Origin of the sequence: Nonlabens arenilitoris, assembly GCF_002954765.1 — a bacterium.
Taxonomy (GTDB): Bacteria; Bacteroidota; Bacteroidia; order Flavobacteriales; family Flavobacteriaceae; genus Nonlabens; species Nonlabens arenilitoris.
On the sequence record NZ_MTPW01000001.1, the window covers coordinates 2,336,667 to 2,363,265 of the forward strand.

22 protein-coding genes are annotated in these 26,599 nt (G+C 34.8%); 5 read left to right on the forward strand and 17 right to left on the reverse strand.

Annotation, left to right across the window (positions count from 1 at the left end; genetic code table 11):
* Nucleotide 1 precedes the first annotated feature (1 nt).
* On the reverse strand, nucleotides 2–1,078 hold the full coding sequence (prfA, locus tag BST92_RS10320; protein ID WP_105071374.1) for a peptide chain release factor 1: 1,077 nt from the start codon (nucleotides 1,076–1,078) through the stop codon (nucleotides 2–4).
* A gap of 62 nt (nucleotides 1,079–1,140) precedes the next feature.
* Between prfA and BST92_RS10325 the strand changes: the two genes are divergently transcribed.
* Entirely contained in the window at nucleotides 1,141–1,617 is a 477-nt protein-coding gene (locus tag BST92_RS10325; protein ID WP_105071375.1) for a peptide-methionine (S)-S-oxide reductase, read from the forward strand.
* A gap of 78 nt (nucleotides 1,618–1,695) precedes the next feature.
* Here the strand turns inward: BST92_RS10325 and BST92_RS10330 are convergent, their stop codons facing one another.
* The 4 genes from BST92_RS10330 to BST92_RS10345 all read right to left on the reverse strand — a co-directional run bounded on the left by BST92_RS10330 (nucleotide 1,696) and on the right by BST92_RS10345 (nucleotide 7,177).
* Entirely contained in the window at nucleotides 1,696–2,874 is a 1,179-nt protein-coding gene (locus BST92_RS10330; RefSeq protein ID WP_105071376.1) for an AIR synthase related protein, read from the reverse strand.
* A gap of 219 nt (nucleotides 2,875–3,093) precedes the next feature.
* Entirely contained in the window at nucleotides 3,094–5,280 is a 2,187-nt protein-coding gene (locus BST92_RS10335; RefSeq protein ID WP_036581190.1) for a glutamine synthetase III family protein, read from the reverse strand.
* Between the two features lie 117 nt (nucleotides 5,281–5,397).
* Nucleotides 5,398–6,351: a calcium/sodium antiporter gene (locus tag BST92_RS10340; RefSeq protein ID WP_105071377.1), complete on the reverse strand. Its 954-nt coding sequence runs from the start codon at nucleotides 6,349–6,351 to the stop codon at nucleotides 5,398–5,400.
* A 22-nt stretch (nucleotides 6,352–6,373) separates the two neighbouring features.
* Entirely contained in the window at nucleotides 6,374–7,177 is an 804-nt protein-coding gene (locus tag BST92_RS10345; RefSeq protein ID WP_211292476.1) for an SUMF1/EgtB/PvdO family nonheme iron enzyme, read from the reverse strand.
* Between the two features lie 122 nt (nucleotides 7,178–7,299).
* Between BST92_RS10345 and fsa the strand changes: the two genes are divergently transcribed.
* Nucleotides 7,300–7,953: a fructose-6-phosphate aldolase gene (fsa, locus tag BST92_RS10350; protein ID WP_105071379.1), complete on the forward strand. Its 654-nt coding sequence runs from the start codon at nucleotides 7,300–7,302 to the stop codon at nucleotides 7,951–7,953.
* Nucleotides 7,954–8,012: 59 nt separating this feature from the next.
* Here fsa and BST92_RS10355 read toward each other — a convergent pair whose 3' ends face one another.
* Entirely contained in the window at nucleotides 8,013–9,467 is a 1,455-nt protein-coding gene (locus tag BST92_RS10355) for a TlpA family protein disulfide reductase (protein ID WP_105071380.1), read from the reverse strand.
* Nucleotides 9,468–9,605: 138 nt separating this feature from the next.
* On the opposite strand from BST92_RS10355, the gene BST92_RS10360 reads away from it, so the two are divergent.
* Nucleotides 9,606–11,225 carry an ABC-F family ATP-binding cassette domain-containing protein gene (locus tag BST92_RS10360; RefSeq protein WP_105071381.1) on the forward strand — a complete coding sequence of 540 codons (1,620 nt, stop codon included), beginning with the start codon at nucleotides 9,606–9,608 and terminating at the stop codon, nucleotides 11,223–11,225.
* Nucleotides 11,226–11,305: 80 nt separating this feature from the next.
* Here BST92_RS10360 and BST92_RS10365 read toward each other — a convergent pair whose 3' ends face one another.
* From BST92_RS10365 to BST92_RS10400, 8 genes are all read right to left on the reverse strand, one after another.
* Entirely contained in the window at nucleotides 11,306–11,497 is a 192-nt protein-coding gene (locus tag BST92_RS10365) for a hypothetical protein (RefSeq protein ID WP_105071382.1), read from the reverse strand.
* Entirely contained in the window at nucleotides 11,487–11,678 is a 192-nt protein-coding gene (locus BST92_RS10370; RefSeq protein WP_105071383.1) for a hypothetical protein, read from the reverse strand. The genes BST92_RS10365 and BST92_RS10370 overlap by 11 nt, the downstream gene beginning before the upstream one ends.
* Before the next feature lie 85 nt (nucleotides 11,679–11,763).
* The gene (locus BST92_RS10375) at nucleotides 11,764–12,483 is read right to left on the reverse strand and encodes a hypothetical protein (RefSeq protein ID WP_105071384.1); all 720 of its coding nucleotides are present in this window, start codon (nucleotides 12,481–12,483) and stop codon (nucleotides 11,764–11,766) included.
* Between the two features lie 109 nt (nucleotides 12,484–12,592).
* Entirely contained in the window at nucleotides 12,593–15,016 is a 2,424-nt protein-coding gene (gene pheT, locus BST92_RS10380) for a phenylalanine--tRNA ligase subunit beta (protein WP_105071385.1), read from the reverse strand.
* Between the two features lie 80 nt (nucleotides 15,017–15,096).
* Entirely contained in the window at nucleotides 15,097–15,864 is a 768-nt protein-coding gene (locus BST92_RS10385; RefSeq protein ID WP_105071386.1) for a hypothetical protein, read from the reverse strand.
* 23 nt (nucleotides 15,865–15,887) lie between these two features.
* Entirely contained in the window at nucleotides 15,888–16,691 is an 804-nt protein-coding gene (locus tag BST92_RS10390) for a lysophospholipid acyltransferase family protein (RefSeq protein ID WP_105071387.1), read from the reverse strand.
* Nucleotides 16,692–16,767: 76 nt separating this feature from the next.
* Nucleotides 16,768–18,594 (reverse strand): SGNH/GDSL hydrolase family protein, encoded by a 1,827-nt coding sequence (locus BST92_RS10395; RefSeq protein WP_105071388.1) that lies wholly within the window; start codon nucleotides 18,592–18,594, stop codon nucleotides 16,768–16,770.
* Nucleotides 18,587–19,195, reverse strand: a complete 609-nt coding sequence (locus BST92_RS10400; protein ID WP_211292477.1) for an NUDIX hydrolase — start codon at nucleotides 19,193–19,195, stop codon at nucleotides 18,587–18,589. The genes BST92_RS10395 and BST92_RS10400 overlap by 8 nt, the downstream gene beginning before the upstream one ends.
* A 38-nt stretch (nucleotides 19,196–19,233) precedes the next feature.
* Here BST92_RS10400 and BST92_RS10405 point away from each other — a divergent pair, with 38 nt between their 5' ends.
* Entirely contained in the window at nucleotides 19,234–19,974 is a 741-nt protein-coding gene (locus BST92_RS10405; protein ID WP_105071389.1) for a peptidylprolyl isomerase, read from the forward strand.
* Between the two features lie 106 nt (nucleotides 19,975–20,080).
* Here BST92_RS10405 and BST92_RS10410 read toward each other — a convergent pair whose 3' ends face one another.
* From BST92_RS10410 to gcvP, 3 genes are all read right to left on the reverse strand, one after another.
* On the reverse strand, nucleotides 20,081–21,139 hold the full coding sequence (locus tag BST92_RS10410) for a 3-oxoacyl-ACP synthase III family protein (RefSeq protein WP_105071390.1): 1,059 nt from the start codon (nucleotides 21,137–21,139) through the stop codon (nucleotides 20,081–20,083).
* A 731-nt stretch (nucleotides 21,140–21,870) separates the two neighbouring features.
* Entirely contained in the window at nucleotides 21,871–22,743 is an 873-nt protein-coding gene (locus BST92_RS10420) for a hypothetical protein (protein ID WP_105071392.1), read from the reverse strand.
* A gap of 26 nt (nucleotides 22,744–22,769) precedes the next feature.
* On the reverse strand, nucleotides 22,770–25,610 hold the full coding sequence (gcvP, locus tag BST92_RS10425) for an aminomethyl-transferring glycine dehydrogenase (RefSeq protein WP_105071393.1): 2,841 nt from the start codon (nucleotides 25,608–25,610) through the stop codon (nucleotides 22,770–22,772).
* A gap of 136 nt (nucleotides 25,611–25,746) precedes the next feature.
* Here gcvP and BST92_RS10430 point away from each other — a divergent pair, with 136 nt between their 5' ends.
* A complete protein-coding gene (locus tag BST92_RS10430; protein WP_105071394.1) occupies nucleotides 25,747–26,598 on the forward strand; it encodes a hypothetical protein in 852 nt (283 codons plus the stop codon).
* The last annotated feature ends 1 nt before the right edge of the window (nucleotide 26,599 follow it).

Here is a 26,599-nt window from a genome sequence, read left to right on the forward strand (position 1 = left end):
TCTACAAACCTTCGTCTGTCATTTTCAACTTCTCGGTATTATCTACCAGTTGAAGCTCGTCTATGATTTTTTGAATATCACCATTGATAATATTATCTAGGTCATAAAGTGTCAAGTTGATACGGTGATCTGTCACACGACCTTGAGAGTAGTTGTAAGTTCTGATCTTTGCACTACGGTCACCAGAACTTACCATGCTTTTACGCTTTTCAGAATCGGCTTCCATTTTCTTTGCAAGTTCCATTTCATATAAACGAGAGCGTAAAACTTTTAAAGCCTTTTCAAGGTTTTTATGAGAAGATTTTTGGTCTTGACAACTCACGATCATTCCAGTAGGCTCGTGGTGTAATTTGATCGCACTATAAGTTGTGTTTACAGACTGCCCACCAGGACCAGTAGACGTGGTACGTTCTATACGTACTTCAGTCATGTCTAGTTCCACATCAAATTCTTCTGCCTCGGGAAGTACCATAACTGTTGCAGCACTAGTGTGTACACGTCCTTGAGTTTCAGTTTGCGGTACACGTTGTACACGGTGTACACCAGCCTCAAACTTAAGTGTTCCATAAACATCTTCTCCATTTACTTCTAGAATGATCTCTTTATAACCACCACTGGTACCATGACTAGTATCTACAACACTGGTGCTCCAGCCTTTGCTAGAACAATATTTTTCATACATACGGAATAAGTCACCGGCAAAAATACTCGCCTCATCACCACCAGCACCAGCACGTATTTCCATTACAGCATTCTTAGCATCTTCTGGGTCTTTAGGGACCAACATCATGCGTATTTTTTCTTCTAATTGTGGTATGGCTTCTTTAGCCTCATCATATTGCATTTGGGCCATTTCAACCATGTCTGCATCGCTACCATCTGCTATGATTTCTTTGGCCTCATCCAGATTTGCAGTAAGAGTCATGTACTCTTCACGCACATCCATTAAAGCTTTAAGATCTTTATATTCTTTAGTAAGTTGAACGTATCGTTTTTGATCAGAAATTATATCTGGTTGAATGATTAAATCATTTACCTCGTCAAAACGATTTTTTACTATGTTTAATTTATCTATCATGGTCTATATCAAGTCTTGCGAAAATACAAAATTAGCCTCAATTTTTTACTATATTAATAGCTATGAAAACAATTCTTAAAATAGGATTAGGTGGTGGCTGTCACTGGTGTACTGAGGCTGTTTTTCAAGCAGTACCTGGTGTTTTAAAAGTAGAACAAGGATACATTTCTAGTAAGATGCCTTATGATTCTATGAGTGAAGCTGTTATAGCACATTTTAAAGATGTGGTAGACCTTAAAAAGCTTATCGATATCCATTTAGAAACACATGCTTCAACAAGACAACACAGTAGGAGAGATGATTACCGTAGTGCGGTATATTTCTTTGATGTAGAGACTGAAAAAAAGGTGAAGTCTATTATAAGCACGCTTTCGCGTAAACGTAGTAAAAACTACATCACTGCAGTGTTACCTTTTGTAGCGTTTAAACCATCTCGCGAGTCCATACAGAATTACTATAAAACCAGACCTGACGCACCGTTTTGTAAACGATATATCGAGCCGAAGTTAAAATTAGTTAGTGATATACTCAAAAGCTAAACGTCTGTCTCAGCTAGTCGACGAGGCTCTTATTATAAACCAATGTGCCTTGACAAGCCTAGTGTGACTCTTTAACTCTTAATATTCAAATATTCCAAATTCACTATCAATAGTCAACTTTTTAGAGTTTGCAGCTTCTACACGACCTATGATTTGAGCATCGACATTAAAGGATTTTGAGATATCAATGATTTGTTGAGCAATAGATTCATTTACATAGAGTTCCATACGATGTCCCATATTGAAAACTTGGTACATTTCTTTCCAATCTGTACCAGATTCCTCTTGAATCATTTTGAAAAGTGGTGGTAATTCAAACATGTTATCCTTGATGATATGCAAGTCATTTACAAAATGTAAAATTTTAGTCTGTGCGCCACCAGAACAGTGTACCATACCGTGTAGATCTGCACGATTTACATCGCTCAAAATCTTTTTAATAATAGGAGCATAAGTTCGAGTAGGAGAAAGGACTAGTTTACCTGCATCTAGAGGACTACCTTCAACTGGATTAGTCAAATTTTGAGATCCAGAATACACTAAGTCTTCTGGTACGGCTGCGTCAAAACTCTCTGGAAATTTTTGAGCTAGTGTTTTATTAAATACGTCATGTCTAGCGCTAGTGAGACCATTTGATCCCATACCGCCATTGTATTCTGTTTCATAAGTAGCCTGACCAGAACTAGAAAGTCCCACGATAACATCACCAGCTTCAATGTTTGCATTATCGACTACATCGCTACGTTTCATACGTGCCGTTACTGTAGAATCTACGATAATGGTTCTTACTAGGTCACCAACATCTGCTGTTTCTCCGCCTGTAGAAATAATTTCTACACCATGTTTTTTAAGGTCAGCGATAAGTTCTTCAGTTCCGTTAATTATAGCACTAATCACTTCTCCTGGAATTAGATTTTTATTTCTTCCTATGGTACTAGAAAGTAAAATATTATCAGTGGCACCTACACACAATAAGTCATCGACATTCATTATTAATGCGTCTTGAGCGATTCCTTTCCATACGCTTATATCTCCAGTTTCTTTCCAGTACATGTAAGCAAGGCTGGACTTAGTGCCGGCGCCATCTGCATGCATGATAAGGCAATGGTCTGAAGAACCAGTTAACGTATCAGGTACGATTTTACAAAAGGCTTGTGGAAACAGTCCTTTATCTACATTTTTGATCGCATTGTGTACGTCTTCTTTGCCAGCGCTTACACCACGCTGTGCATATCTTTTGGAAATGTCTTGGCTCATATCGCAAATTTACTATTTACTAATAATTATGAGGTATTAAGTTTTAAGTATTAAATAAAAAGTATGAATAGGTTATTAAGATGTGATACTAGATTTTACAAATTTCTTATTCAATATGTGATTTATGATAATTTACGGCTACGCTTTCGCGAAAGCATGTACAAAAAAGCCTCTAATAATTAAATTAGAGGCTTTTATTTCATTTATGATTTAGTTAAACTAACGTGTAAATAATAATTCACGGTACTTTGTAAGTGGCCATAATTCATCGTCTACTAATAATTCTAGTTTATCACAGCTATAACGGATCACGTCAAAGTAAGGCTTTACTTTATCACAGTATTGAGCTGCAGTATCTTCAGCACTCTTTGCGTTGTTTGCTTTTTTACGAGCCTCAGTCATTTCTGTAATTCCTTTATTGATCTTCTCAATATGCTCTGAGATTTCTTCAATAAGAATCATTTGCTCTTTTGCTACTTTCTTGAATTCTTTACCGTAGATTTCTTTTAATCCTACTACGTTTTCTATCAATCTGTTTTGATATTTAACTGCTGTAGGAATCACATGATTACGTGCGATGTCACCTAGAATGCGTCCTTCAATCTGGATGCGCATTGCATATTCTTCAACTTCAATTTCATAACGAGATTCTGTCTCGATCTTACTCATGATGTTTAAGTCTTCAAAAAGCTTTATAGTTTTCTTAGAAACTTTTGCTTTAAGAGCTGTAGGCGTAGTTTTATTATTACTTAAGCCACGTTTTTTAGCTTCTTTTTCCCATGCTTCTCCATATCCATCACCTTCAAAACGTATCTTTTTAGATTGCTTGATGTACTCACGTAATACATTAAAGATAGCTTCGTCCTTCTTAAGCTTTTTGTCTTTAATTAAAGCATCTACTTCTGATTTGAACTCAATTAATTGTTGTGCAACAATCGCGTTTAAAACCGTCATTGGGTTTGCACAATTTGCTGTAGAACCTACGGCACGTAATTCAAATTTATTTCCTGTAAACGCAAATGGTGATGTGCGGTTACGGTCTGTATTATCTAAAATGACTTCTGGAATTTTACCAACAACATTAAGTTTAAGGTCTGTCTTCTCTTCTGGAGAAAGTTTTCCATCAGTTACTTTTTCAAGTTCGTCAAGAACTTTAGTTAATTGCGAACCGATGAATACAGAAATAATAGCCGGTGGCGCTTCATTTGCTCCTAGACGGTGGTCGTTAGATGCACTAGCGATGGTAGCTCTAATTAATTCTTCATTATCATGTACGGCTTTAATTGTATTTACAAAGAATGTTAAGAATTGTAAATTCTTCATAGGTGTGCTACCTGGTGATAATAGATTCACACCAGTATTAGTAGCTAGAGACCAGTTATTGTGTTTTCCAGAACCATTTACTCCTGCAAATGGCTTCTCGTGGAATAATACTTTAAAGTTGTGACGTGAAGCGACTTTGCGCATCACATCCATTAATAAAGAGTTATGATCTACCGCAAGGTTTGCTTCTTCAAAAATAGGAGCAAGCTCAAACTGATTAGGAGCCACCTCATTATGACGTGTTTTAACAGGTATACCTAATAGCATACATTCTGTTTCCATGTCACGCATATAATTTAATACTCTAGAAGGTATAGATCCAAAGTAATGATCATCTAGTTGTTGTCCTTTAGCAGATGAGTGACCTAATAATGTACGACCAGCTAGTTGTAAATCTGGACGTGAGTCAGCAAGTGCAGCGTCTATTAAAAAGTATTCTTGTTCCCATCCTAAAGTTGCGATTACTTTAGAAACGTTTTTGTCAAAATATTTACAAACATCAGTTGCTGCTTGATCTACAACTTGTAATGATCTTAAAAGTGGAGTTTTATTATCTAGGGCTTCTCCTGTGTAAGCGATAAATACAGTAGGAATACATAAGGTAGTTCCCATTATAAAAGCTGGAGATGTAGGATCCCAAGCAGTGTATCCACGAGCTTCAAAGGTGTTTCTTATTCCACCATTAGGGAAAGAAGAGGCATCTGGCTCTTGTTGAACTAATTGTCCACCACCAAATTTCTCAATCACTTCACCATCCATTTCTAGTTCAAAGAAAGCATCATGTTTCTCTGCAGTTCCACCGGTAAGAGGTTGAAACCAGTGCGTGTAGTGTGTTGCGCCATTTTGAATAGACCATTCTTTCATACCTGTTGAAATATGATCTGCTACTTCACGACTTATTTTTGTGCCGTTTTCCATAGCATCTATGACACTTTTATAGGCTTGCTTCGTCAAATGCTGACGCATCGCGTGTTTATTGAAAACATTCTTACCGAATATTTCACTACGACGTTTTGGTTCATTCACTTCAATAGGCTGGCGATTGAGTGTTTCTTTTAAAGCGTTAAATCTTAATGTAGACATGATGTGGTGTTATTTTTATAATAATACACCGCAAAAGTAATACTTTTTATAAATCAACCCTTGTATTTTTAGGGATGTAATATCAACAAAACATTAAATTATGTCAATAACCCCTAATTAGATTAGGGTTGCAAATGCTAAGTAAAGGAATAGTACGTATGATGCTAAGTAAAGAATTCCTTTATATCTTGAAATATTATATGCCTTGGGTAAAAAGGCGAGTGGTAATAGTGCAAATGCTATTCCCAGCATCCAAAAGATATCATTATTTAATAATCCCATTCCTTTTTCTTCAATTTGGATAGGTTGAATTAATGCTGTAATTCCTAGAACAGAACCTATGTTGAATATGTTTGACCCTATAAGGTTTCCTAGAGAAATGGCTTTTTCTTTTTTCAAAGCAGCGATTATGGAAGCCGCAAGTTCTGGTACAGATGTTCCTATGGCGACCATAGATACCGCAATAATACTTTCGGGAATACCTAAACTTGCTGCAATATCTACTGCACCTTCCACAAGCCATTCACTTCCTTTCCATAATGCAATACCACCTAGTATAAGAAACATAATGATTTTCCACCATTTAGCTTCTTGAAGTTCTTCTTCTACATCTACAGCTTCTGGGTTTTTACGAGCTCTTCTTATAAGCAATACAAGAAATACAACAATACTAGCTACTAAAACGCCACCTTCCCATCGCACTAGGTTATTATCAGAAAGTAGTAATACATATAATAGAATGCTAAATGCCATCATCCATGGCCAGTTGAATTTAAAAAAATCTTTATCAATAGCTAGAGGAGCAATAAGAGCTGTCGCTCCTAGTACTAAAGCGATATTTGCGATATTTGATCCTATAACATTACCTAAGGCTAATCCTGAAAAACCATCTAGTGCAGACTGTATACTTACAATAAGTTCTGGTGCGCTAGTAGCAAAAGAAACTACTGTAAGTCCTATAATCATACGGGACAGATTGAGTTTTAAAGAAAGCCCTACTGATGATCGTACGAGAAACTCACCACCTATGACTAATAAGACTAAACCTATAATTAAGTAGAAAATACTCATAAGACAAGTAGATATATTAAAATTATGGAGTTACCTCACAAATGCAACGGAATCCAGTGTTAAGTTCACTGGTTTCATAATATGATAAAGATTTATAAATAGGCAAGTACGGGCCATTTTTAGAAAGCTCTCTCATTTCAAATATGGCCATGTGATAATCATCTTGAATCCTTCTGAATTTATAGAAATCACCAGCATAGCTATATATCTCATCTTGGTATGTAAGAAGCTTTAGTTTTTTATCTAGCAAGTTTTGAGCTGCAATCATTTCTTTTTCAGTAGGTAAACGGTATAAAACCTTAGTTGGATATTGCGATCTTTGATTTTCATTTTTACTACGTATCCCATAAACTGCATTTACCATATCAGTACGCCATTTACAAAATAGCTCAGCTTTTTCTTGTGACACTTGCACTACGGGATGCCATTGGTAATATGGATGACTTGTATAGTTACCCAATGTTAGTTTAGGTGTGACCATCAATTTAGGGTCTAAAGTAGCTCCTATCATTAATCTAGTACTACCGCTATAGGGTTGGAAAACAGAATCAGCCTCTAATCCGTAAGATGGATAGGTTTTCATTTTTTCATGTTTTTTCTCTGACCAGTAATTACCTAAATGGTCTAAAAATTCAGAATACATAAGATTAGTGACAGGAACTCTATCGATATACAAGTTATCAGTAAGTTTGATAGTTCCTGGAGGAATTGATGTGTCCTCTAATTCAATCGCTATATCATCATTATTGCTAGGTTTGGGTCCACAGCTGATTACTAAAACAAATAAAAGGAACAGAGGAAAAATCGATTTTTTAAATAAACTCATTAAGGAAAACTTAGCTGTTAAAAACATTTAATATCTTAAGACTACAAGATTACAAAATTAGACATTACATTGACGACTTTTGTAACTACTTATCATCAACTTTTATAATACATATCACAACTATGAAATTTTTTATTGACACTGCAAATCTAGATCAAATCGCCGAAGCCCAATCAATGGGTGTTCTAGATGGAGTAACTACTAATCCTTCTCTTATGGCTAAAGAAGGTATAACAGGTAGCGAGAATATTTTAAATCATTATAAAAAAATATGTGATATAGTTGATGGGCATGTAAGTGCTGAGGTTATTTCAACAGATTTTGATGGAATGGTAAAAGAAGGAGAAGCGCTAGCAGCTATGAACGATCAGATAGTAGTAAAACTACCTATGATTAAAGATGGTGTAAGAGCTTGTAAGTATTTTAGTGATAAAGGTATTAAGACTAATGTTACTTTGGTTTTTAGCCCAGGACAAGCATTGCTTGCAGCAAAAGCTGGAGCCACTTATGTATCACCATTTATAGGTAGATTAGACGATATATCTACAGATGGTTTGAACCTAATTGCAGAAATCAGAATGATTTATGATAACTATGGTTTTGAAACAGAAATTCTTGCAGCATCTGTAAGACATACCATGCATGTAATTGACTGTGCAAAATTAGGAGCAGACGTTATGACAGGACCATTAAGTTCTATTGAAGGATTGTTAAAACACCCATTAACAGATATTGGTCTTGCAAAATTCTTGGCAGATTATAATAAAGGAAACTAATTATATTTCTTTGATAATAAAAAAAAGGGCTCACATAGCGAGCCCTTTTTTTAATACTTTTATCTATTGATATATCCCAGTAAAGTAGTTTCTATTTGATAATGAAATAGATTAATACTAGGATCTATAATGGTAAGATTTTTATCAATAACCATACTGCGGTTATCATTGCGCAATGCTAGTTGCGCCGTGACCGGTGAGGTGTTTAAAATTTGATATTCCATTTGAGGATTAAAGTTGTACCTCTCATAAGCTTCTTCCCATTGATTACCTTCAGAATCATCAAGATTAATACCTATAAAGTCAATTTCAGGATACTTAAGCCTTAGGTCTTTTATTTTATCGTGCACTCTTATTGCATATTCACGCTCATCATCAGACCAGAAAAATAATACACTCAGTCTCTTAACACGGTCAGATAATTCCATTTTATCTTTAAGAGTGTTTTGGATTTTGATGTTGGGCATTTCATTACCAGGATCTAATTTAATGTAGGTAGATGCGGTAGTAGTAATTCGGTTTTTTAATTCAGCATCGTCGGTCATATGTGTAAAAACATCTACTAACTCATTAATCTCATTAGCGTTTTTACGATTCATAATAAAATGCTGCGTGATGTTAGAAGCAAAAATATCTTTTATAATGCCGCGAGTAAATAAACTATCAATAACGGCTAGTCTCTTCTTTTGATACTTTAAACTAGAACGGTTTACTAAAACACCTGAGCCTAGTTCTTCTGCTAGACTAGTAAATGCTAGATTAGAAATAAGTGAGTTCACATAAGGTCTAAAAGCAATATTATTAAGTAATGACTTGTCATCTAGATCAAACTCTTTTCTATAGGAGTAAAAAGACGCAGGTAACTCTTTACTGTCTAAAAAATCATTTTTACCGTAATGTACAAAAGGGAAACGTTCTATTTTAGACCACATAGAAAATTTGATAACCTTATCTGCATGGCATAAAAAGTCAGGATCAAAAGAGTGCTCTTTTGCAATAGTTTCTAGATGTAGTAATCTAGCCTCAGTAATGCTGTCTAGTACCTTTTTAAAATCAGAATGTGATAATTTATAATTATTTAAAAACTCACGATCATCCTTTTCAATTTGTACAAAAAGATTAATCAAATAATTATTTTCCTTGGAATGAGTTCCAGAAAAAGCAAGTGTTTCATCAAATGCCTTGGTGTTTAATCTCAATATTGTACTATCACCTGGTGATAAAAAGACTGATTGATATTCTCCTGGATGTGCAAAAGTATATAACCCAGGTTTTAATGAAAGGTAAGACTTTGAAAAGGATCCATCAGCTGCGAGAGGTATGGTATCTATTAAGCCGTTGAAGTCTTTTAAAGTTACAAAGTCCTTATGTGGATTAATAATTTTACCTGATATATAAGTAGCTGCATTAGAATTATCCTCTTTACACGACGTAGATAGTAATATCACTCCAGTTATTAAGGAGCTGATAAGAAGATAATTACGCTTTCGCGAAAGCAAACTATAAAGTGTCATTTACGGTACTAATTAGGGCCAACAACAAAAGAAAGATTTATCTACACTAAAAGTAGTTAATGAGCTGTTAAAAACAACAAAATCAATATGGTAAAAACCTAATAATATCAGTACTTTTGCACGCTCAAAGACAAAAATATGTTATCAGTTTCTAATTTATCTGTTCAATTTGGTAAACGCATCCTTTTTGATGAGGTTAACGCAAAATTTGGTGGTAGTAATTGTTATGGAATTATAGGTGCAAATGGTGCTGGAAAATCTACTTTTTTAAAGATTTTAACAGGCCAGATGGAACCTACAAGTGGTCATGTCTCGTTAGAGGCAGGAAAACGCATGTCTGTTCTAGAACAAAATCATAATGCTTATGATGATGCTACTGTTCTAGATACGGTACTGCAAGGTAATAAGCCTTTATATGATTTAAAGAAAGAAATCGATGCGCTCTATGCAGATTATACAGATGAGAATGCAGAAAGGATAGGTGAGCTTCAAGTACAATTTGAAGAAATGGATGGGTGGAATGCAGACAGTGCGGCAGCATCTTTACTATCTAATCTAGGTATAGGAGAAGAGTACCATTATACATTGATGGGTGATATGGATAATAAACTTAAAGTACGTGTGTTACTGACACAAGCTCTTTTTGGAAATCCAGATGTACTTATTATGGATGAGCCTACTAACGACCTGGATTATGAAACTATCTCGTGGCTAGAGCATTTTCTTGCTAATTATGAGAACACGGTAATAGTAGTATCACATGACCGTCACTTTTTAGATGCTGTATGTACGCATATCGCTGATATTGATTTTGGTAAAGTAAATCAATATAGTGGTAATTATACTTTCTGGTATGAGTCTTCTCAACTGGCTGCACGTCAAAAAGCGCAGGCAAATAAAAAAGCAGAAGAAAAGAAGAAAGAATTACAAGAATTTATCGCAAGATTTAGTGCAAACGTTGCTAAATCTAAACAAGCAACATCTCGTAAGAAGATGATTGATAAATTAAATATTGAAGAGATTAAACCTTCATCACGTCGTTACCCTGCAATTATTTTTGAAAGAGAAAGAGAAGCCGGTGATCAAATATTGAATGTAGAAAAACTAGCAGCTTCTATAGATGGTGAGGTTTTATTTAAAGATGTAAATATAAACCTTGCAAAAGGTGATAAGGTGGTAGTGTTTTCTCGAGATAGTCGTGCTACAACAGCGTTTTATGAAATCATCAACGATAAAATGAAAGCAGACTCTGGTTCATACATGTGGGGAATCACAACAATTCAGAGTTACTTACCTGTTGATAATGCTGAGTTTTTTGACGTTGATTTAAACTTAGTAGATTGGTTAAGGCAATATGCTCAAACAGAAGAAGAGCGTGAAGAAGTTCATTTACGAGGATTTTTAGGTAAGATGATTTTTTCTGGAGAAGAGGCGTTAAAAAGTGCTAAAGTACTTTCTGGAGGAGAAAAAGTAAGATGTATGTTATCTCGCATGATGATGAAGAGAGCAAACGTACTAATAGTAGATGAACCTACAAACCACCTTGACCTAGAGTCCATACAGGCATTGAATAATAGTTTAAAAAACTTTAAAGGGACAGTGATGCTTACGACACATGATCACGAGTTTGCACAAACGGTAGGTAATCGTGTTATTGAATTAACACCTAATGGAGTTATCGATCGCTACACGACCTTTGAAGAATATATGGATGATAAAGCGATTAAAGAATTAAGAAATAAGATGTACAATTCTTAAAACTACATTCTAATAAAAAAAGCCCGTTTCTATATTTTTAGAAACGGGCTTTTTTTATTAGAATTTTAACTACTAAAGGTCTAGGTGTTTGTTTTTTTGTGCTTAAAATATTCAAAAGCTCTATATAATCCTAGAGTGACTAAGAATATGGAACCTGCTAATTGAAGATTAGAAATATCTTTGTTTAATATGAATCGTTCATATATTTTCCATGTTCCTAAACCTAAAAATGCAAGTCCTAGAAAAAATTTGAAGGACTCCTTATTCTGCATTTTTATTAATTAATGCATTGTAAGCTACTACTAGCCCGTAAATTACTATTGCTACAGACAGTACTACTCGCCATGTAGGCATTTCTTCTCCTAGTATAAAATAGTTATATAGCCTCCATGAGCCAAATCCTATCATGATGGCAGCGATGATTCCTCCTAAAAGTGGATTTCTAGTCTTCATATTTTGTTTTATGAAAGCAAGATAATAAAAAAACGCTCCTATTAAAAAATAGGAGCGTTTGAATATTGGGTTTTAATTAGAGGTTTTAAGCATTAAAATATTTTGAATTCCATATGGCTTTATTAAAGTTCTTTCCTTTAGCAAATGAGTAGTATAAAACCATACTAGCTACTGACTTAAACGTAAAGAAGAATATCAAGACAAATTGTACGCCGCTATTTTCTGGTGAAAAAATGCCTCCAGGAACTAGAGCGCTTATCAATAAGCTTACTAAAATAGTACTGACTATTAAATTTTCAAAACTTTTAAAGGACCATGCCCATACTTTTCTCCATGGACTTAAATCATTTCCCCATTTATGAATTAGGTAGAAATATCCATTACCTATAGGCGCAAAAAGTAAGGGGTCATCAGCATTTTCTAGTTTGAACATCTTTGATGGCGCTACTATTTTAAAACCACGTAAAGTAATTTTATGATCTTTCTCGATTTGCTTGATTTTACTTACCGCTTCTTGAGGAATCTCATTTTTGAAATACTTAGTATCTAAAAATCGTAAACGATAGTCTACACATATATCTCTAATTTGATCTATATGATATATGCGATCTGTTTCTAGTAGGTCAAGATTGAACTGGTTTCTAGGAGTAGGCTTTTGAGGGCTCTTCATGCGAGCCATTATAGCATCTTCCTTAAGTTGATCTTCTTCTAGAATTTTTGAAACTTGCTGTAAAATATCTACCTCTTGATACTTTTTATTTCTAGCTTTTTGAAGTTGTAGTTCAATATCTGTGCGCTCAAACATAAATTCCTATTTATTAGATATTTAAAATTATCGGATTTTTTTTAAATAAAAAACTCCTTTACACACTATGTCGTAAAGGAGTTGAAAAGCTATCAGTTAAAGAAAATTTTTAACGTAGTTCTACACCAGCTTGTTTTTCTAACTGTTGTTGTATTTTTTGCATTGCTTTATCGATTTGCTTATCAGTAAGTGTTTTCACCTCATCCTGGAGTAAAAAGCTTAAGGCATAAGATTTTTTACCTTTTGCAAGGTTTTTACCTTCATAAACATCAAATAACTGAACTTCTTTGAGTAACTTTTTCTCAGTTTGTATAGCAATATCGTGTAATTCTTTAAAACTAGTCTTATCGTCAACTAATAAGGCAAGATCTCGCTTTACAGCTGGAAATTTAGGAATAGCAGTAACTGTTTTACGTTCTTCTTTAACTAGTTTTAATACTTCATCCCAGTAAATATTTGCATAATGCACAGTAACATCGATGTCAAAAGATTTACATATTTTCTTTTTAACCACACCTAGATCTGCAATTTTTACACCGCTATTTAAAGATATTCCCTCACTTAAGAAATCCATTTTTGTAGGTTTTTCACTAATCGACGTTATGCCTAATCTGTTGAGAGCACTTATTACTACACCTTTTATGTAAAAGAAATCTGCCGTGCGCGATGGATTGTTCCAGCTTTGCTCATGGATAGCACCAGTAGTGATTAAGCTTAGATGCTTTTGCTCTGTAAATTGTCTTTCTTGATATTGATGGTAGGTATTACCATATTCAAACAATCTCAAATTCTCTTGTCTGCGATTAATATTATGAGCAACCGCTTCTAGTGCTCCATAAATCATGCTTTGACGCATTACACTTAAATCACTACTTAAAGGATTTAACATGCGTACTTCATTTTTAGGAGAAATTTGGTCTGTTAAGGTATGGTATTTATCTGAAGTTAGACTATTAGCCATCATTTCATAAAACCCTTGACCTGCAAGCTGTTGGGCGACTAGGTCTTGTAACTTATGATTATCTAATCTTGAACTTTTTGCAATACTAGCATTTAGTTTATCGCTTGTTTTTATGCGATCATAACCATAAACACGTAAGATTTCTTCAATAACATCTGCAGGTCTAGTCACATCATTACGGTAAGCAGGAATTGTCAGTCCTAGACCGGTTTCAGTAACATTATTCACATTGATATCTAATGTGCGTAAAATACTTTTAATTTCTTCTTTAGGGATTTCTTGACCTATCAAAGAGTTTACTTTTGAAAAAGGTAAGAATACCTGCTGATCTTCTATTTTCTGAGAGTAAACATCAGTAATGTCACTGCTTACTTCTCCACCTGCTGTTTCTATAATTAGTAAAGCGGCTCGTTTAAGAGCATATTCAGTAATATTAGGATCAATCCCACGTTCAAATCTAAAAGAGGCATCAGTATTAAATCCATGACGTTTTGCAGTTTTACGGACACTGACAGGATTAAAGTATGCCGATTCTAAAAATATAGAACTGGTTCCTTTTTTTACACCACTATTTACTCCACCATAAACTCCTGCAATACATAAAGGTTTTACGGCATCACATATCATTAGATCTTCATCATGTAATTCATGTTCCACCTCGTCTAGAGTTGTGAATTTTGTCCCTGTAGGTAAAGTTTTGACTACAATTTTATTTCCTTCAATAGTACCTAGGTCAAAAGCATGTAACGGTTGCCCTAATTCATGCATCACATAATTAGTTATGTCGACAACATTGTTTTTGGGAACGATACCTATAGCTTTTAATCTATTTTGAATCCACTCTGGTGATTCTTTAATAGTTAGACCAGTAAGTGTAACACCGCAATAGCGTGGTGCTAGATCTGGTCGTTCTATATCGATATCTACTCTATGAGAACGGTTGTCTACATGAAAACTACTTACAGATGGTGTGATAAATTCAAGTAAATCACCATCAATTGCTAGTCCTGCTCTTAAATCACGAGCTACACCTAGATGAGACATCGCGTCAGATCTATTAGGTGTAAGTCCTATTTCTATGGTATAGTCTTTTTCAATTTTAATCACATCACTGAAAAGGGTACCTGGTTCTAAGCTTTCATCTAGCACCATGATACCATCGTGTGACGTGCCTATATTAAGTTCATCTTCAGCACAGATCATACCGTGACTTTCTTCACCACGTATTTTACCTTTCTTAATTTTCCAGCCATCGCCAGTATCAGTATAAAGTGTAGTTCCTATAGTTGCTACGGGAACCTTTTGTCCTGCAGCCACGTTAGGAGCTCCACAAACAATCTGTACAGTTTCAGTACCTATGTTTACTTTAGTAAGTTTAAGTTTATCTGCATTGGGATGTTGTATACATTCTATTACATGTCCTACAACAATACCTTGTAATCCACCTTTTACACTTTCAAATTTCTCAATACCTTCTACTTCTAGACCTAGAGAAGTTAGCAATGCTGCGTGTTCTTCAATAGATTCAGGGACAGTGATAAATTGACGTATCCAGTTGTAAGAAACCTTCATAAAATTGTGATTTTTTAAGGCGGTAAAGATAGTATTAATGCCGCTTTCGCGAAAGCGTATCCAGTATAATCACACTTGCTTTATATCATCCAGTGGCCATGATGCACTATTTCTAAAACAGCAATAGCAAGCAGCCACTTCTCCTGCTGTGGAGTAGGCGTGTCTAGCAACTTCATAATAGGTTGCCCAATAGCATTTTCATTAAAGTTATGAGAAAAAGATCCATGATCAAAATCGGCATAGTTGGGAGCGACATAGACCTTTGCTAGGAGTTTACCTTGAAGTACCACGTCATAAGTGGATTCTCCAAAACGATATCTCAAACTACCTGAACTGATTGATATTTTAGTAGGATGTTTTGCTGTTCCTAGAAAGTTTCCATGATGATCTGTAATCTCTCCAGAACTAGAAATTCTGCCTAGAGATTCATTATTCAAGTTCACATTTATATGATCATCAACCACTTCACAGGCTAAATTGAAATTAGTCGCACCTACAAAGAAATATCCGTCAGATTTCATGCCGCGCTCTATACGGCTGAATGCCATAATCGGTTGCTTATCAGTAGAGTATACGGTTCCTATAAGGCGTCGTGCAAAACCTTTTGAGAATTGAGCTGTCATATATGACGAGATATCTGTATAACTACGATCTCCCCATGGGACGAGTGATTTTTTCATGTAATCTACTCGTGCAAGCATTTGCTGCTGCTCGTTTTGAGTGTGTTCTGGAGATTTATTACCATTACTTTTTTTAATAACCCAACGTATGAGAAACACCATTCCCACCACAAAACCAATCATGATTAAAATAGTAATGATAAAGATGAGGACAGCAAAAGTTCCCATATTTTAAATCGAATTAATATGTGTTAATAATCCCACTTACGTTTTTCATTTAATTGTTCCATTTCTTCCAGTGCATCTTGTGGAATCACTTTTAAAAATGATGGGTGTTGTTCAATAGCATACTCAATTTTTTCTACTATCGATTCTACACTTTCATTTTCATAATCGATATCTAATGGTTCTTTAATAACCATGGATTGAAGAATATTACGTTTTTTAATACGCAATCCTTTTTTATCAAAACTTCTACGGAAACCGTCAATGACGATAGGCACAACAATAGGTTTATATTGTTTAATGATATGAGCGGTACCTTTTCTAATGGGTTTGAAAGGTTTAGTCGTTCCTTGTGGAAATGTAATTACCCAACCATCATTTAATGCTATACCTATATTTTTTGTGTCATCTGGGTTCACTGATCGATTTATTTCTTCTCCTTTTGCACGCCAGGTACGTTCTACCGTGATGGCACCTACATAAGCAAATACTTTAGGTAAAAAGCCGCTGGTCATGGTTTCCTTTGCAGCAACATAATAAATATTGAGTTTAGGATTCCATAAATAACCTACATTTTTAATAGAATCTTGCCTACCAGATAAAGCTGCATTAAATACATGGAACATACTTACCACATCTGCAAAATATGTTTGATGATTTGATATAAATAGAACGCCTTGATCAGGTAGGTTTCTCAACACATCACTACCTTCAATGTTTAATTCATTAAAACCTCTAAAACGTCTGTGAGATAGTACACCTAAGAAGCGTATTAGAAAGCGTTTGATCCATAATATATGTCCGAAAGGATTCTTTTTGAATAATCCCATAGAGTCATTTAAGTTTAAGGGACGGCTAATATAGGGATTGTGGACGTACTAGCTGTTAATCACCTATAAAAATGACTTATTTTTTAAGTAGTCTTTTATAAACAATCGAATTATTAACATGAATATGAGCCATATAGAATCCTGTTTCTAAAGATTGCAAGTTGATCATATCCATTGGGTTTTCTTTTTCCATTACAAGCTGTCCTAATTGATTATAAATTTCTATCATTTCAATAGGGTTAGTGCTCTCTATAAATAAAAGTGATTTTACAGGATTAGGGTATATAGAGATGGCAGTTTCTACTGCTGTAGGTGCAGATAAAGCAGCATCGACTTGTGTTTTTACTGCGCCATGAATATCTTTTAAAAGTAATCGTTCATAAAAAATTTGATGAGCTTCATTAGTAGCGTGAACACCATCACCACTATTATATGCTAATAAAAGTTGGTTGCCAGCCGTATTTCCTAGACCAGACCAGAAATCTACCGCATTATTACCAAATGTGTTATAAGTTTCTGTAACCATCTGTGTTTGAATCGCTACTTGACTTCCATTTGCTGCAAAGTTGCGTGGTTGTGGTGTCGCAACCCATAAAGGAATCTGATTTTGCGAGGCTGTTTGAGCGATCAGACTATAATTATGTAATTGATCTGCCACCGGATAATTACTTGCAGCATCATTTGAAGGTAAATTGATGATAATACCATGCGCATTAAGGTTGACAGCCTTAGTTATATTCTTATCTACATTAATAGTTTTATTAACACCTGCAGGTATTGTGGTTCCAGTAGGTAAAATATTATAGGTGACAAATCCACCTTGTGCCAGATTTATAACCTCATAACGTGTGTCTAATTGTTCTAAGTAACGGCGGTATTTCCATACCCAAGCGTTATACTGGTTTGAAGGACCACTGCCTGCTGCAGTTGACGATCCTAGTACTACAATTCTGTAAACGGTATTATCGTCTGGTATAATCGATACTGGTGGACTATCTATAATCTGACCGTTATGACTTAGTCTAATTATGACATTATTAGATAATTGATTAGGTACTGTAAAATTATATCTAGCATCTGTTGCAGGTACTGTAGCAATAGCGTTGAATGTCGAGCCACCATCTATTGAATATTGAAGAGTAACCATGTCTATGTCTTCACTTTTCCATAAAATCTGGACAGTTTTACCTACTTCCCAGGTCGCTTGTTGTGTAGGGTAGGTAAGTTGTAAATCTGCTTGCGTTATAAATTGTGAAATAGGAGAGGTGTTTATTTGTATTTCAAGAGTGTTGAGATAATAAAAACCATAGCTGTTTGTATTGTTAGCACCAGCTGTGGCTATAATTTCAATAATGCCATTACTATCTGGTTGTATATTATAAACCTCAATTTTTTGTGTTGTATTATTTGATGCGTTTAAGTTTACAATTTGAGTTGTGGTTCCCGTAACCGTATATGATGTTTCTCGATTGTCAGTAACGTTCATCCTAGAGGCAAAAAATGAAAAGCTATAAAATTTACTTGGATCGAGTTGACGTAATTTAAAACCACCAGTTAATTGAGTATTACCATTAAAAAATCCTGTTGCACCAAAGAAACTGTCAGAACTTGCTGATTGTGGCACATTGATTAAATAAGAAGGAGTCGTTGTACCGGAAGAATTAATGTTGAGCCAGGCATCGTGTACTTGTAAATTTATGCCTGTTGATGTCCCTAAGTGGTTGTATAGCAATACACCATTAGAATAACCAGCTTGATAACTAGTTGAAATATTGTTGATATACTCGCTACTTGCTTGGCTCTCATTACTAGATCCAAAATCTATAAACACACGGTCTTGCGCAGCAGTAAGTATAGTGCTTAATGTAAATAATAAGATGATATATATCTTGTTTTTAAACATCTTTTAAAGATAAACTTTTTTGCAACATGGTTTTAAATTCTGCTAGCATCATTGCGGTAGCACCCCAAACTACATGATCCTGCAAGTTGTAACATGGTACTGTAATGTTAGTTGCATAACTAGTAGATAAGGTGTGTTTGCTTACATTATTAGGATCTATTAATTCATGCAATGGGACTTCAATAATTGATTTGACTTCGCTAGGTTGTGGAGTGAATTGTAATTCCGCTTTCGCGAAAGCGAGAAAAGGAGAAACCATGTAATTACTAGGTGGAATATAGATAGGAGTACCTGCAGCAATAATCTCTTGATGGTCTGGAATAATACCTACTTCTTCATGTGTCTCTCTAATAGCGGTAACAGCATCATCTTGATCTTCTTCTTCCTGACGACCACCAGGAAATGCAATCTGACCACTATGTGCACCTTTAGAAACCATGCGTTCAATGAGTACAAAATGGGCGACATCATTTACCGGATAAATAAGCATCATAACAGCTGCCTTGCGTGGTGTTTTTTTAAGTAGCGACACGCGTTGCAATTCTTCTAATCGTTCTACCGCAGCCATTTTAAGTTGTGCTTCAAATCCTGGTAAAGGCATTTTCTTTATTTTTGAAACCGAATCTTTAAAAGCGTTAAATGAAATCAAATGGTCTGTTTTTAATATTAGTGATATTCCTTACATTGGGTTGTAAAGATAGTTCACAAAAAGAAACACCTGTAAACGACGAAGTAAAGGAAACACGCACCAAAGAACAAATCTTAAATGAACGTAAGGAAAAAGAGATTGCTAGGTTTTATAAACGCAGTCTGAATAGAAAAGGTGATACTCTGTTACCCTACATACCACAAGACTCTGTAGAGGTTTTTTTTACTAGATATGGTAAAGAACATCCAGAGACTAAAGTGCGTATGACGACCACATATGGAGACATAGACATGGTTTTATTTAAAGAGACACCATTATATAGAGCTAGTTTTTTATTTTTAATTAATAATGGATATTTTGATGAGACTGTAGTACATCGTGCCGTTAAAGGATTTATCGTTCAAGCTGGTAATAGTGACAACATGATTACCGCACAAAAAAAAGGTAGCGCAGGAAACTATCAATTACCTATGCATATCCTGCCAGATGTTAAACATGCATATGGAACCTTGAGTAGTGCCAAGTATTGGGAAAATAATCCTGAAAACTGGCACAATCCTTTTGACTTTTTTATTTCTTTAAGGGCAACAGAGCATTTAGATGGTGAGCATACCATTTTTGGTCGAGTGATAAAAGGCATGGATGTCGCAGAGGAGATTTCAAAAGTAGAAACTGATTCAAGAGACTGGCCTAAGAAAGATATCTACATTGATATGAGTGTGATAGAATAGGTTTCATATTTTATTAATTATGAATATTATTATCTAATTAAGATCACAAAAAAAACTCCTTTTCAAAACTGAAAAGGAGTTTTTTTTATAGTTATAATTATTCTTGCTAATAACGATAAACAATGGCGTTAATATTCATACCAGCACCTACACTAGCAAACATAACTACATCACCTTTTTCTACTTTGTGTTGAGGCATTTTACCACGTACTACTAGATCCATCACAGTAGGTACAGTTGCTACAGAGCTATTCCCAAGTTTATGAATAATCATAGGCATGATATCACGCGGCACTTCCATGTCATATAATTTGTAGAAACGTTCTACTATAGCCTCATCCATTTTTTCATTTGCTTGATGTATAAAGATTTTTTTCAAATCTTTAATATCTACACCAGCCTGATCCATAGCGGCTTTCATACCTTCAGGAACTTTAGAGAGTGCAAAGTTGTAAATACGACGACCATACATTTTAATGTATTTAGTCTTGTCTTGTAGATCTTTATTGTAAGAAGTTTCATTAAAAATGAAAAAAGCTTCTTCTTCAGTATAAGTGGCTGTTGCCTGTCCTAAGATACCATGTTCATCGCTGCTAGGTTCAACCACCACGGCACCTGCACCGTCAGAATAGATCATAGAATCACGGTCATGTGGATCTACCACACGTGATAGTGCCTCTGCACCTATGACTAGAACTTTTTTTGCGAGTCCAGACTTGATAAAAGAATCTGCTTGTGTAAGACCTAAAACCCATCCTGGACAACCAAATAGCACATCATAAGCAACACAGGCAGGATTTTTAATTCCTAGTTTATTTTTAACCCGACTCGCAAGACTAGGGACCATGTCACTAGAGCCACCATCAGGTTTTACATCGCCGTAGTTGTGGGCAACAATTATAAAGTCTAATGTTTCTGGGTCACACCTTGCATCTTCTATAGCTTTTTGTGCCGCATAAGTTGCGATATCACTGGTCATGAGTTTATCGTCCATATATCGACGTTCTTCAATACCTGTGATAGCCACAAATTTTTCAATTATGGTAGCATTATCACTACCGAAGGAACTACCATCATTATTAAGGAACTCATGATTCATGAATTCTTCATTTTTTCTCACTACATCAGGTATATGACTACCTACTCCTGTAATTTTTGCTCTCATGTTCATCAACTTGTAAGGACAAAAAAAGTGATAAATGCGATGTTTTCCTAATAATTGAAAGCTTAATATATAGAACTTTTCTGTTGTTTAAGAATTTGCTAAGTTTTTGATTGTTTTGTTGCGAATAATACAATGCGTTGCATAGGAAATCAACGATTTGCTCATTTATTGCTATACATTTAATACATTGTATTAGAGTTTGCTGACGTCTCAGGTATTGCTGGTTCGCGTTCTAAGTCTTTACCTATATTTTGTATGACTCATAATTGTATATACTAGGTTATTTATTTTGATCATTTAACACTTTACCAACGTACGTGTGCTTCACAGGATATTTTTAATTAACTAAATAATTTTTCGTAAAGAAACGATTACATGTTTTGCAATAACATGTTTGGATTCGAAGAGTTTTAAGTGCTTTAGCTTAAAAATAGTTACTATCATCATGAGTCACAGTACATTTAAAACAACTAAATTTAGATTTAATACACACCAAAATCCTTATTAACCTATGTAGACGACTTTCAAAACGATTTAATACTATAAAATTCCAAGTATGTTTTGTATTGAGAGATTAATATTTTGGGCATTTGGTAATTCGATAATACCAAAGGTTTCTTCGGTCAAATTGAATTTTAAAATAGAACTCTGAGGTATATAATAAATACTTTCATCAAATTCAAAAATACGAGCAGAAATGTAATATTCATTAGTTTCATCATTATAATATATCAAGTTGTTGGTATCTGCAGCCATTGAATAAAAAGAGTTAGTTGCGGTAACAGGGAAAGATGAAGCCAAAATATCATTAAAAGTATTATTGGAAAAAAAGAAAATGAAAATTGAGTTGAATTATTTGAAGTAGTGTTTACACACACAAACTGATCTTGATTTGGATCAATTAAACTAATGTTTCTGATTCTTCTTGGAGAATTACTTTCATTATGTAAAATTGTTTTTTGAGAAGTTGTTACGTTGACTTTAACTAATCTCTGTAGGTTATCTGTATAATAGATATGATCGTTTGCTACCGCAATTAGACTGATAACCTTTTCAGAATTCTGTGGATTTAGCTGAAAATCATCAAAATATATATCAGCTGAATAATCCATTTTATTAATACGAACTACTACGTTAAATGAATCAAAAAAATCCGGATTTTTTGCAAGACAATAAAGAAAATTATCATCTTGTATCATTGAACTATCTGAGTCACTAATATTTAAAACTGCATCCTCAACTTGCAAGTTATGTCTTGATACAAATCGTGTTTCAAGATCTAATTCTAATATTTGATTATCACTTTCGTCTGGAAATAATGAATTAACAGATTGCACATATACTTTGTTCGAGTCTTTGATAAAGGTTGATGGAGCAATTGAATGAAAATTACCGTTGTTGAAATCATCATTCGTAGCATAACGAAAAAAATCTGTTTTAATCCCAGTAATTGAATTAATAGTTACTAAAGAAGGACCTCTAGCCACAAGAATCTCATCTCCCAAATCTACGTCTGTGTTAACATTTGCACCATCATCACTGGAACAAGAAACAAGTAAAACGATAAAGAATGTATAACCGACTATATATTTTTTCAAAAACATAACACTACTTTTAGTAAATATAAATATTATTTAATATACTCTTCCATAGGAGCACAAGTACACATTAAATTACGGTCCCCATAAGCATCGTCTGCTCTTCGTACAGTAGGCCAGAATTTATTGTCTGCAATGTAGTCTAATGGATATGCTGCTTGTTGTCTCGTGTAAGGTAAATCCCAGTGATCACTAGTAATCATTTGTAATGTGTGTGGACTATTTTTAAGAACATTATTAGGATTATCACTAGAACATTCTGCAATCTCTTTTCTAATAGAAATCATAGCGTCACAAAAACGGTCCATTTCTTCTTTAGACTCAGACTCAGTAGGCTCTATCATCATCGTACCGTTTACTGGGAACGATACAGTAGGAGCATGGAAACCATAATCCATTAAACGCTTTGCTATATCAACTACCTCAATGCCATGTTCTTTAAAAGGACGACAGTCTATAATCATTTCGTGTGCCGCACGACCTTTCTCGCCAGTATATAGACATTCATAGCTGCCTTTAAGTCGCTCTTTAATATAGTTTGCATTGATGATTGCATACTCTGTAGATCTCTTAAGACCTTCGGCTCCTAGCATACAGATATAGCCATAAGAAATTAAACAAACTGATGCACTACCGAAAGGTGCTGCACTGATAGGTGAAATAGCTTGATCGCCACCTGTAGGTATGATAGGATTGCTAGGTAAAAATGGAACCAATTGCGGAGCCACACATATAGGACCTACACCAGGTCCACCACCACCATGTGGGATAGCAAATGTTTTGTGTAAGTTAAGGTGACATACATCTGCACCGATGTTACCAGGATTAGTAAGTCCTACCTGTGCATTCATATTTGCACCGTCCATATAAACTTGTCCTCCATTCTCGTGGATGATACTGGTGATTTCCTTAATAGCACTTTCATAAACACCATGTGTGGATGGATATGTAACCATTAATGCACTTAAATTGTCTTTATGTTTAAGAGCTTTTTCTCGTAAATCATCTACATCAATGTTTCCATTTTCTAACGCTTTAGTAACGACTACCTTCATACCTGCCATTACTGCACTAGCTGGATTAGTACCATGCGCACTAGATGGAATTAAACAAATATCTCTGTGGTGATCTCCACGACTGTGGTGATAAGCTCGTATTGCCATTAATCCGGCAAATTCACCTTGTGCACCAGAATTAGGTTGTAGAGAAGTACCCGCAAAACCAGTTGCTTCATTTAATTGAAGTTCTAGTTTTTTCAACATTTCTTGATAACCTTGCGCTTGATCTACCGGTACAAAAGGATGGATGTTTCCCCATTGAGGATTAGAGAGTGGAAGCATTTCTGCAGCCGCATTCAATTTCATCGTACAAGAACCTAGTGCAATCATAGAATGATTTAATGCTAAATCTTTACGTTCTAGTTTTTTGATATAACGCATTAATTCTGTCTCTGAATGATAGGAATTAAATACCTCATAAGTCATAAAATCTGTTTGACGACCAGTTCCTAGATGAGTGCTTTCTAAAAGTTTAGTAATAGGAGTAAAGTCTTTGTTTACCGCTTTCGCGAAAGCGGAAACAACATCATTCAAGTCTGTCAAAGAAGTAGTTTCATTTAAAGAAACCTGAACTGTTTCAGCATCTGGATAATAGAAATTGATTTCTAAAGCCAAAGCCTCTTTTTTGACAGCCTCGGCATCTACTTTAAAACTTAAAGTGTCAAAGTAATTCTCATTAGTCTGATAGATTCCTAGATTTTCAACAGCATCTGCAAGAGTGGCTGTTTGGGCGTGTAATTTATTTGCGATAAACTTCAAACCACGTGGTCCATGATAAACACCATACATACCTGCCATTACTGCTAGTAACACTTGAGCTGTACATATGTTTGAAGTTGCTTTGTCTCTTTTAATGTGTTGCTCGCGCGTTTGTAAAGCCATGCGCAAGGCACGTTTTCCATCAGTATCTTTAGTAACACCTATGATACGACCTGGGATTTGTCTCTTGTATTCTTCTCGAGTAGCAAAGTAAGCTGCATGCGGTCCACCATAACCTAATGGAATTCCAAAACGTTGTGTTGTTCCCACAACCACATCTGCGCCCCAATGTCCTGGAGCTTCTAATACTACTAAGGAAAGGATGTCTGCAGCAACAGCAACACGAATATTATTTTCTTGACATTTTTTTGCAAATGCAGTATAATCGACTACGTTACCACTAGCACCAGGATATTGTAAAAGGATCGCATAATAGCCATCGTTCATATCCATATCTTGTGGATTACCTTCCACTAATTCAATTCCTAGTGGAATGGCACGAGTTTTTAATAATTCCTTTGTTTGTGGTAAGGTGTCTTGATCTACAAAGAATTTTACAACATTATCTTTTTTCTGAGCTCTTTCTCTTACTGAGAAAAGTAGAGTCATCGCTTCGGCAGCTGCCGTTGACTCATCAAGTAAAGAAGCGTTTGCTAGCTCCATTCCCGTTAAATCAGTGATCATTGTCTGGAAATTCAATAGAGCCTCTAGACGACCTTGTGCAATCTCTGCTTGATAAGGTGTGTATGCTGTATACCATCCTGGGTTTTCCAAAATATTTCTTTGGATCACCGCTGGTGTAATCGGTGCATTATATCCTAGACCTATGTAGGATCTATATTGCTTATTCTTATCGCCTAATTTTTTAATATGAGATAAAAACTCATATTCACTCATGGCTGGATCTAGCTGTAAATCCTGTTGAAGGCGTATGTTTTCTGGGACGGTTTCATAAACTAGCTGGTCAATAGATTCTACACCTATTGTTTCTAGCATGGGCGCAAGGTCTGATTTGCGAGGTCCGATATGTCTTAGGGCAAAACGATCTGTATTCATAGTACTTATATGGTCTATTTGAGATAGTGCAAAAGTAGTCGTTTAAGACTTTTAAACTAACAAGCGTTCGCAAGAAATGGATGTATTTTTCAACCTTTTTAACCTAGTTATTAACTATGCGCTGTAAATTTGAATGATGAGGTTATTGAAAATAATTCTGGACTTTTATATACGTAGTAGTTTACACGTAGCGATTTGCTTTGTAGCTTTAGCAATTGTTTATAATGGTACACATGGATTGTATGTGCCTATTCATTATTATATATTTCTTTTTTGCTGTGCTATTGCTGGATATAACTTGATTAAATACGGTTTTATATGGCTTAAAAAGCCACTAGGATTTAACTTCATCCTTAAGTTGTTGTCTTTTATGGCAACAGTAGTTGCTTTAGCAATGTTAATAAAGCTAGAAATAGGTAAATATGCATTGATCTTATTAATGATAATTACTGCAATCAACATGTTATATGTTTTACCTATTTGGAAAGGTCATGGATTAAGGTACAGTCCATTTTTTAAATTGTTTTCTGTTTCAATTGTTTGGGCTATTTTAATTATTGCGATACCTCAATTTTTATATTATGAAACTACTCCCGTAACTTATTTAATTGATGATTATAGATTACATTTTTTTGTAAGCAATTATGTTGAGCTACATACCTTAAAAATATTTGTATTAGTCATTGCCCTTTGTATTCCTTTTGAAATTAGAGACTTAAAATATGATGAGGAACAACTACAGACATTACCACAGGTACTAGGAGTCCAAGTATCTAAATATATCGGGCTGTGTTTATGTGGACTTTATCTCTTATTGCTGTTCTTTCAAAAATTTAAAATTGAAGATATTCAATACAGCGAGATTATGATGATTATTATAACTGGAGTAGCTATATGGTTTTCAGATAAGTTTAAATCAGACTATTATGCCAGTTTTTTTATAGAAGCTATTCCATTAATATGGTTAGTAATGTATTGCATTTTATAAA

Bases quoted from the DNA above. Each gene is read 5' to 3' on its own strand.
- BST92_RS10330 (WP_105071376.1), bottom strand. From the start codon at position 2,874: ATGAGCCAAGACATTTCCAAAAGATATGCACAGCGTGGTGTAAGCGCT.
- fsa (WP_105071379.1), top strand. From the start codon at position 7,300: ATGAAATTTTTTATTGACACTGCAAATCTAGATCAAATCGCCGAAGCC.
- BST92_RS10355 (WP_105071380.1), bottom strand. From the start codon at position 9,467: ATGACACTTTATAGTTTGCTTTCGCGAAAGCGTAATTATCTTCTTATC.
- BST92_RS10410 (WP_105071390.1), bottom strand. From the start codon at position 21,139: ATGAGAGCAAAAATTACAGGAGTAGGTAGTCATATACCTGATGTAGTG.
- BST92_RS10325 (WP_105071375.1), top strand. From the start codon at position 1,141: ATGAAAACAATTCTTAAAATAGGATTAGGTGGTGGCTGTCACTGGTGT.
- BST92_RS10335 (WP_036581190.1), bottom strand. From the start codon at position 5,280: ATGTCTACATTAAGATTTAACGCTTTAAAAGAAACACTCAATCGCCAG.
- BST92_RS10340 (WP_105071377.1), bottom strand. From the start codon at position 6,351: ATGAGTATTTTCTACTTAATTATAGGTTTAGTCTTATTAGTCATAGGT.
- BST92_RS10400 (WP_211292477.1), bottom strand. From the start codon at position 19,195: ATGCCTTTACCAGGATTTGAAGCACAACTTAAAATGGCTGCGGTAGAA.
- pheT (WP_105071385.1), bottom strand. From the start codon at position 15,016: ATGAAGGTTTCTTACAACTGGATACGTCAATTTATCACTGTCCCTGAA.
- BST92_RS10365 (WP_105071382.1), bottom strand. From the start codon at position 11,497: ATGCAGAATAAGGAGTCCTTCAAATTTTTTCTAGGACTTGCATTTTTA.
- BST92_RS10370 (WP_105071383.1), bottom strand. From the start codon at position 11,678: ATGAAGACTAGAAATCCACTTTTAGGAGGAATCATCGCTGCCATCATG.
- BST92_RS10395 (WP_105071388.1), bottom strand. From the start codon at position 18,594: ATGTTTAAAAACAAGATATATATCATCTTATTATTTACATTAAGCACT.
- prfA (WP_105071374.1), bottom strand. From the start codon at position 1,078: ATGATAGATAAATTAAACATAGTAAAAAATCGTTTTGACGAGGTAAAT.
- BST92_RS10360 (WP_105071381.1), top strand. From the start codon at position 9,606: ATGTTATCAGTTTCTAATTTATCTGTTCAATTTGGTAAACGCATCCTT.
- BST92_RS10390 (WP_105071387.1), bottom strand. From the start codon at position 16,691: ATGGGATTATTCAAAAAGAATCCTTTCGGACATATATTATGGATCAAA.
- gcvP (WP_105071393.1), bottom strand. From the start codon at position 25,610: ATGAATACAGATCGTTTTGCCCTAAGACATATCGGACCTCGCAAATCA.
- BST92_RS10375 (WP_105071384.1), bottom strand. From the start codon at position 12,483: ATGTTTGAGCGCACAGATATTGAACTACAACTTCAAAAAGCTAGAAAT.
- BST92_RS10405 (WP_105071389.1), top strand. From the start codon at position 19,234: ATGAAATCAAATGGTCTGTTTTTAATATTAGTGATATTCCTTACATTG.
- BST92_RS10420 (WP_105071392.1), bottom strand. From the start codon at position 22,743: ATGTTTTTGAAAAAATATATAGTCGGTTATACATTCTTTATCGTTTTA.
- BST92_RS10345 (WP_211292476.1), bottom strand. From the start codon at position 7,177: ATGAGTTTATTTAAAAAATCGATTTTTCCTCTGTTCCTTTTATTTGTT.
- BST92_RS10385 (WP_105071386.1), bottom strand. From the start codon at position 15,864: ATGGGAACTTTTGCTGTCCTCATCTTTATCATTACTATTTTAATCATG.
- BST92_RS10430 (WP_105071394.1), top strand. From the start codon at position 25,747: ATGAGGTTATTGAAAATAATTCTGGACTTTTATATACGTAGTAGTTTA.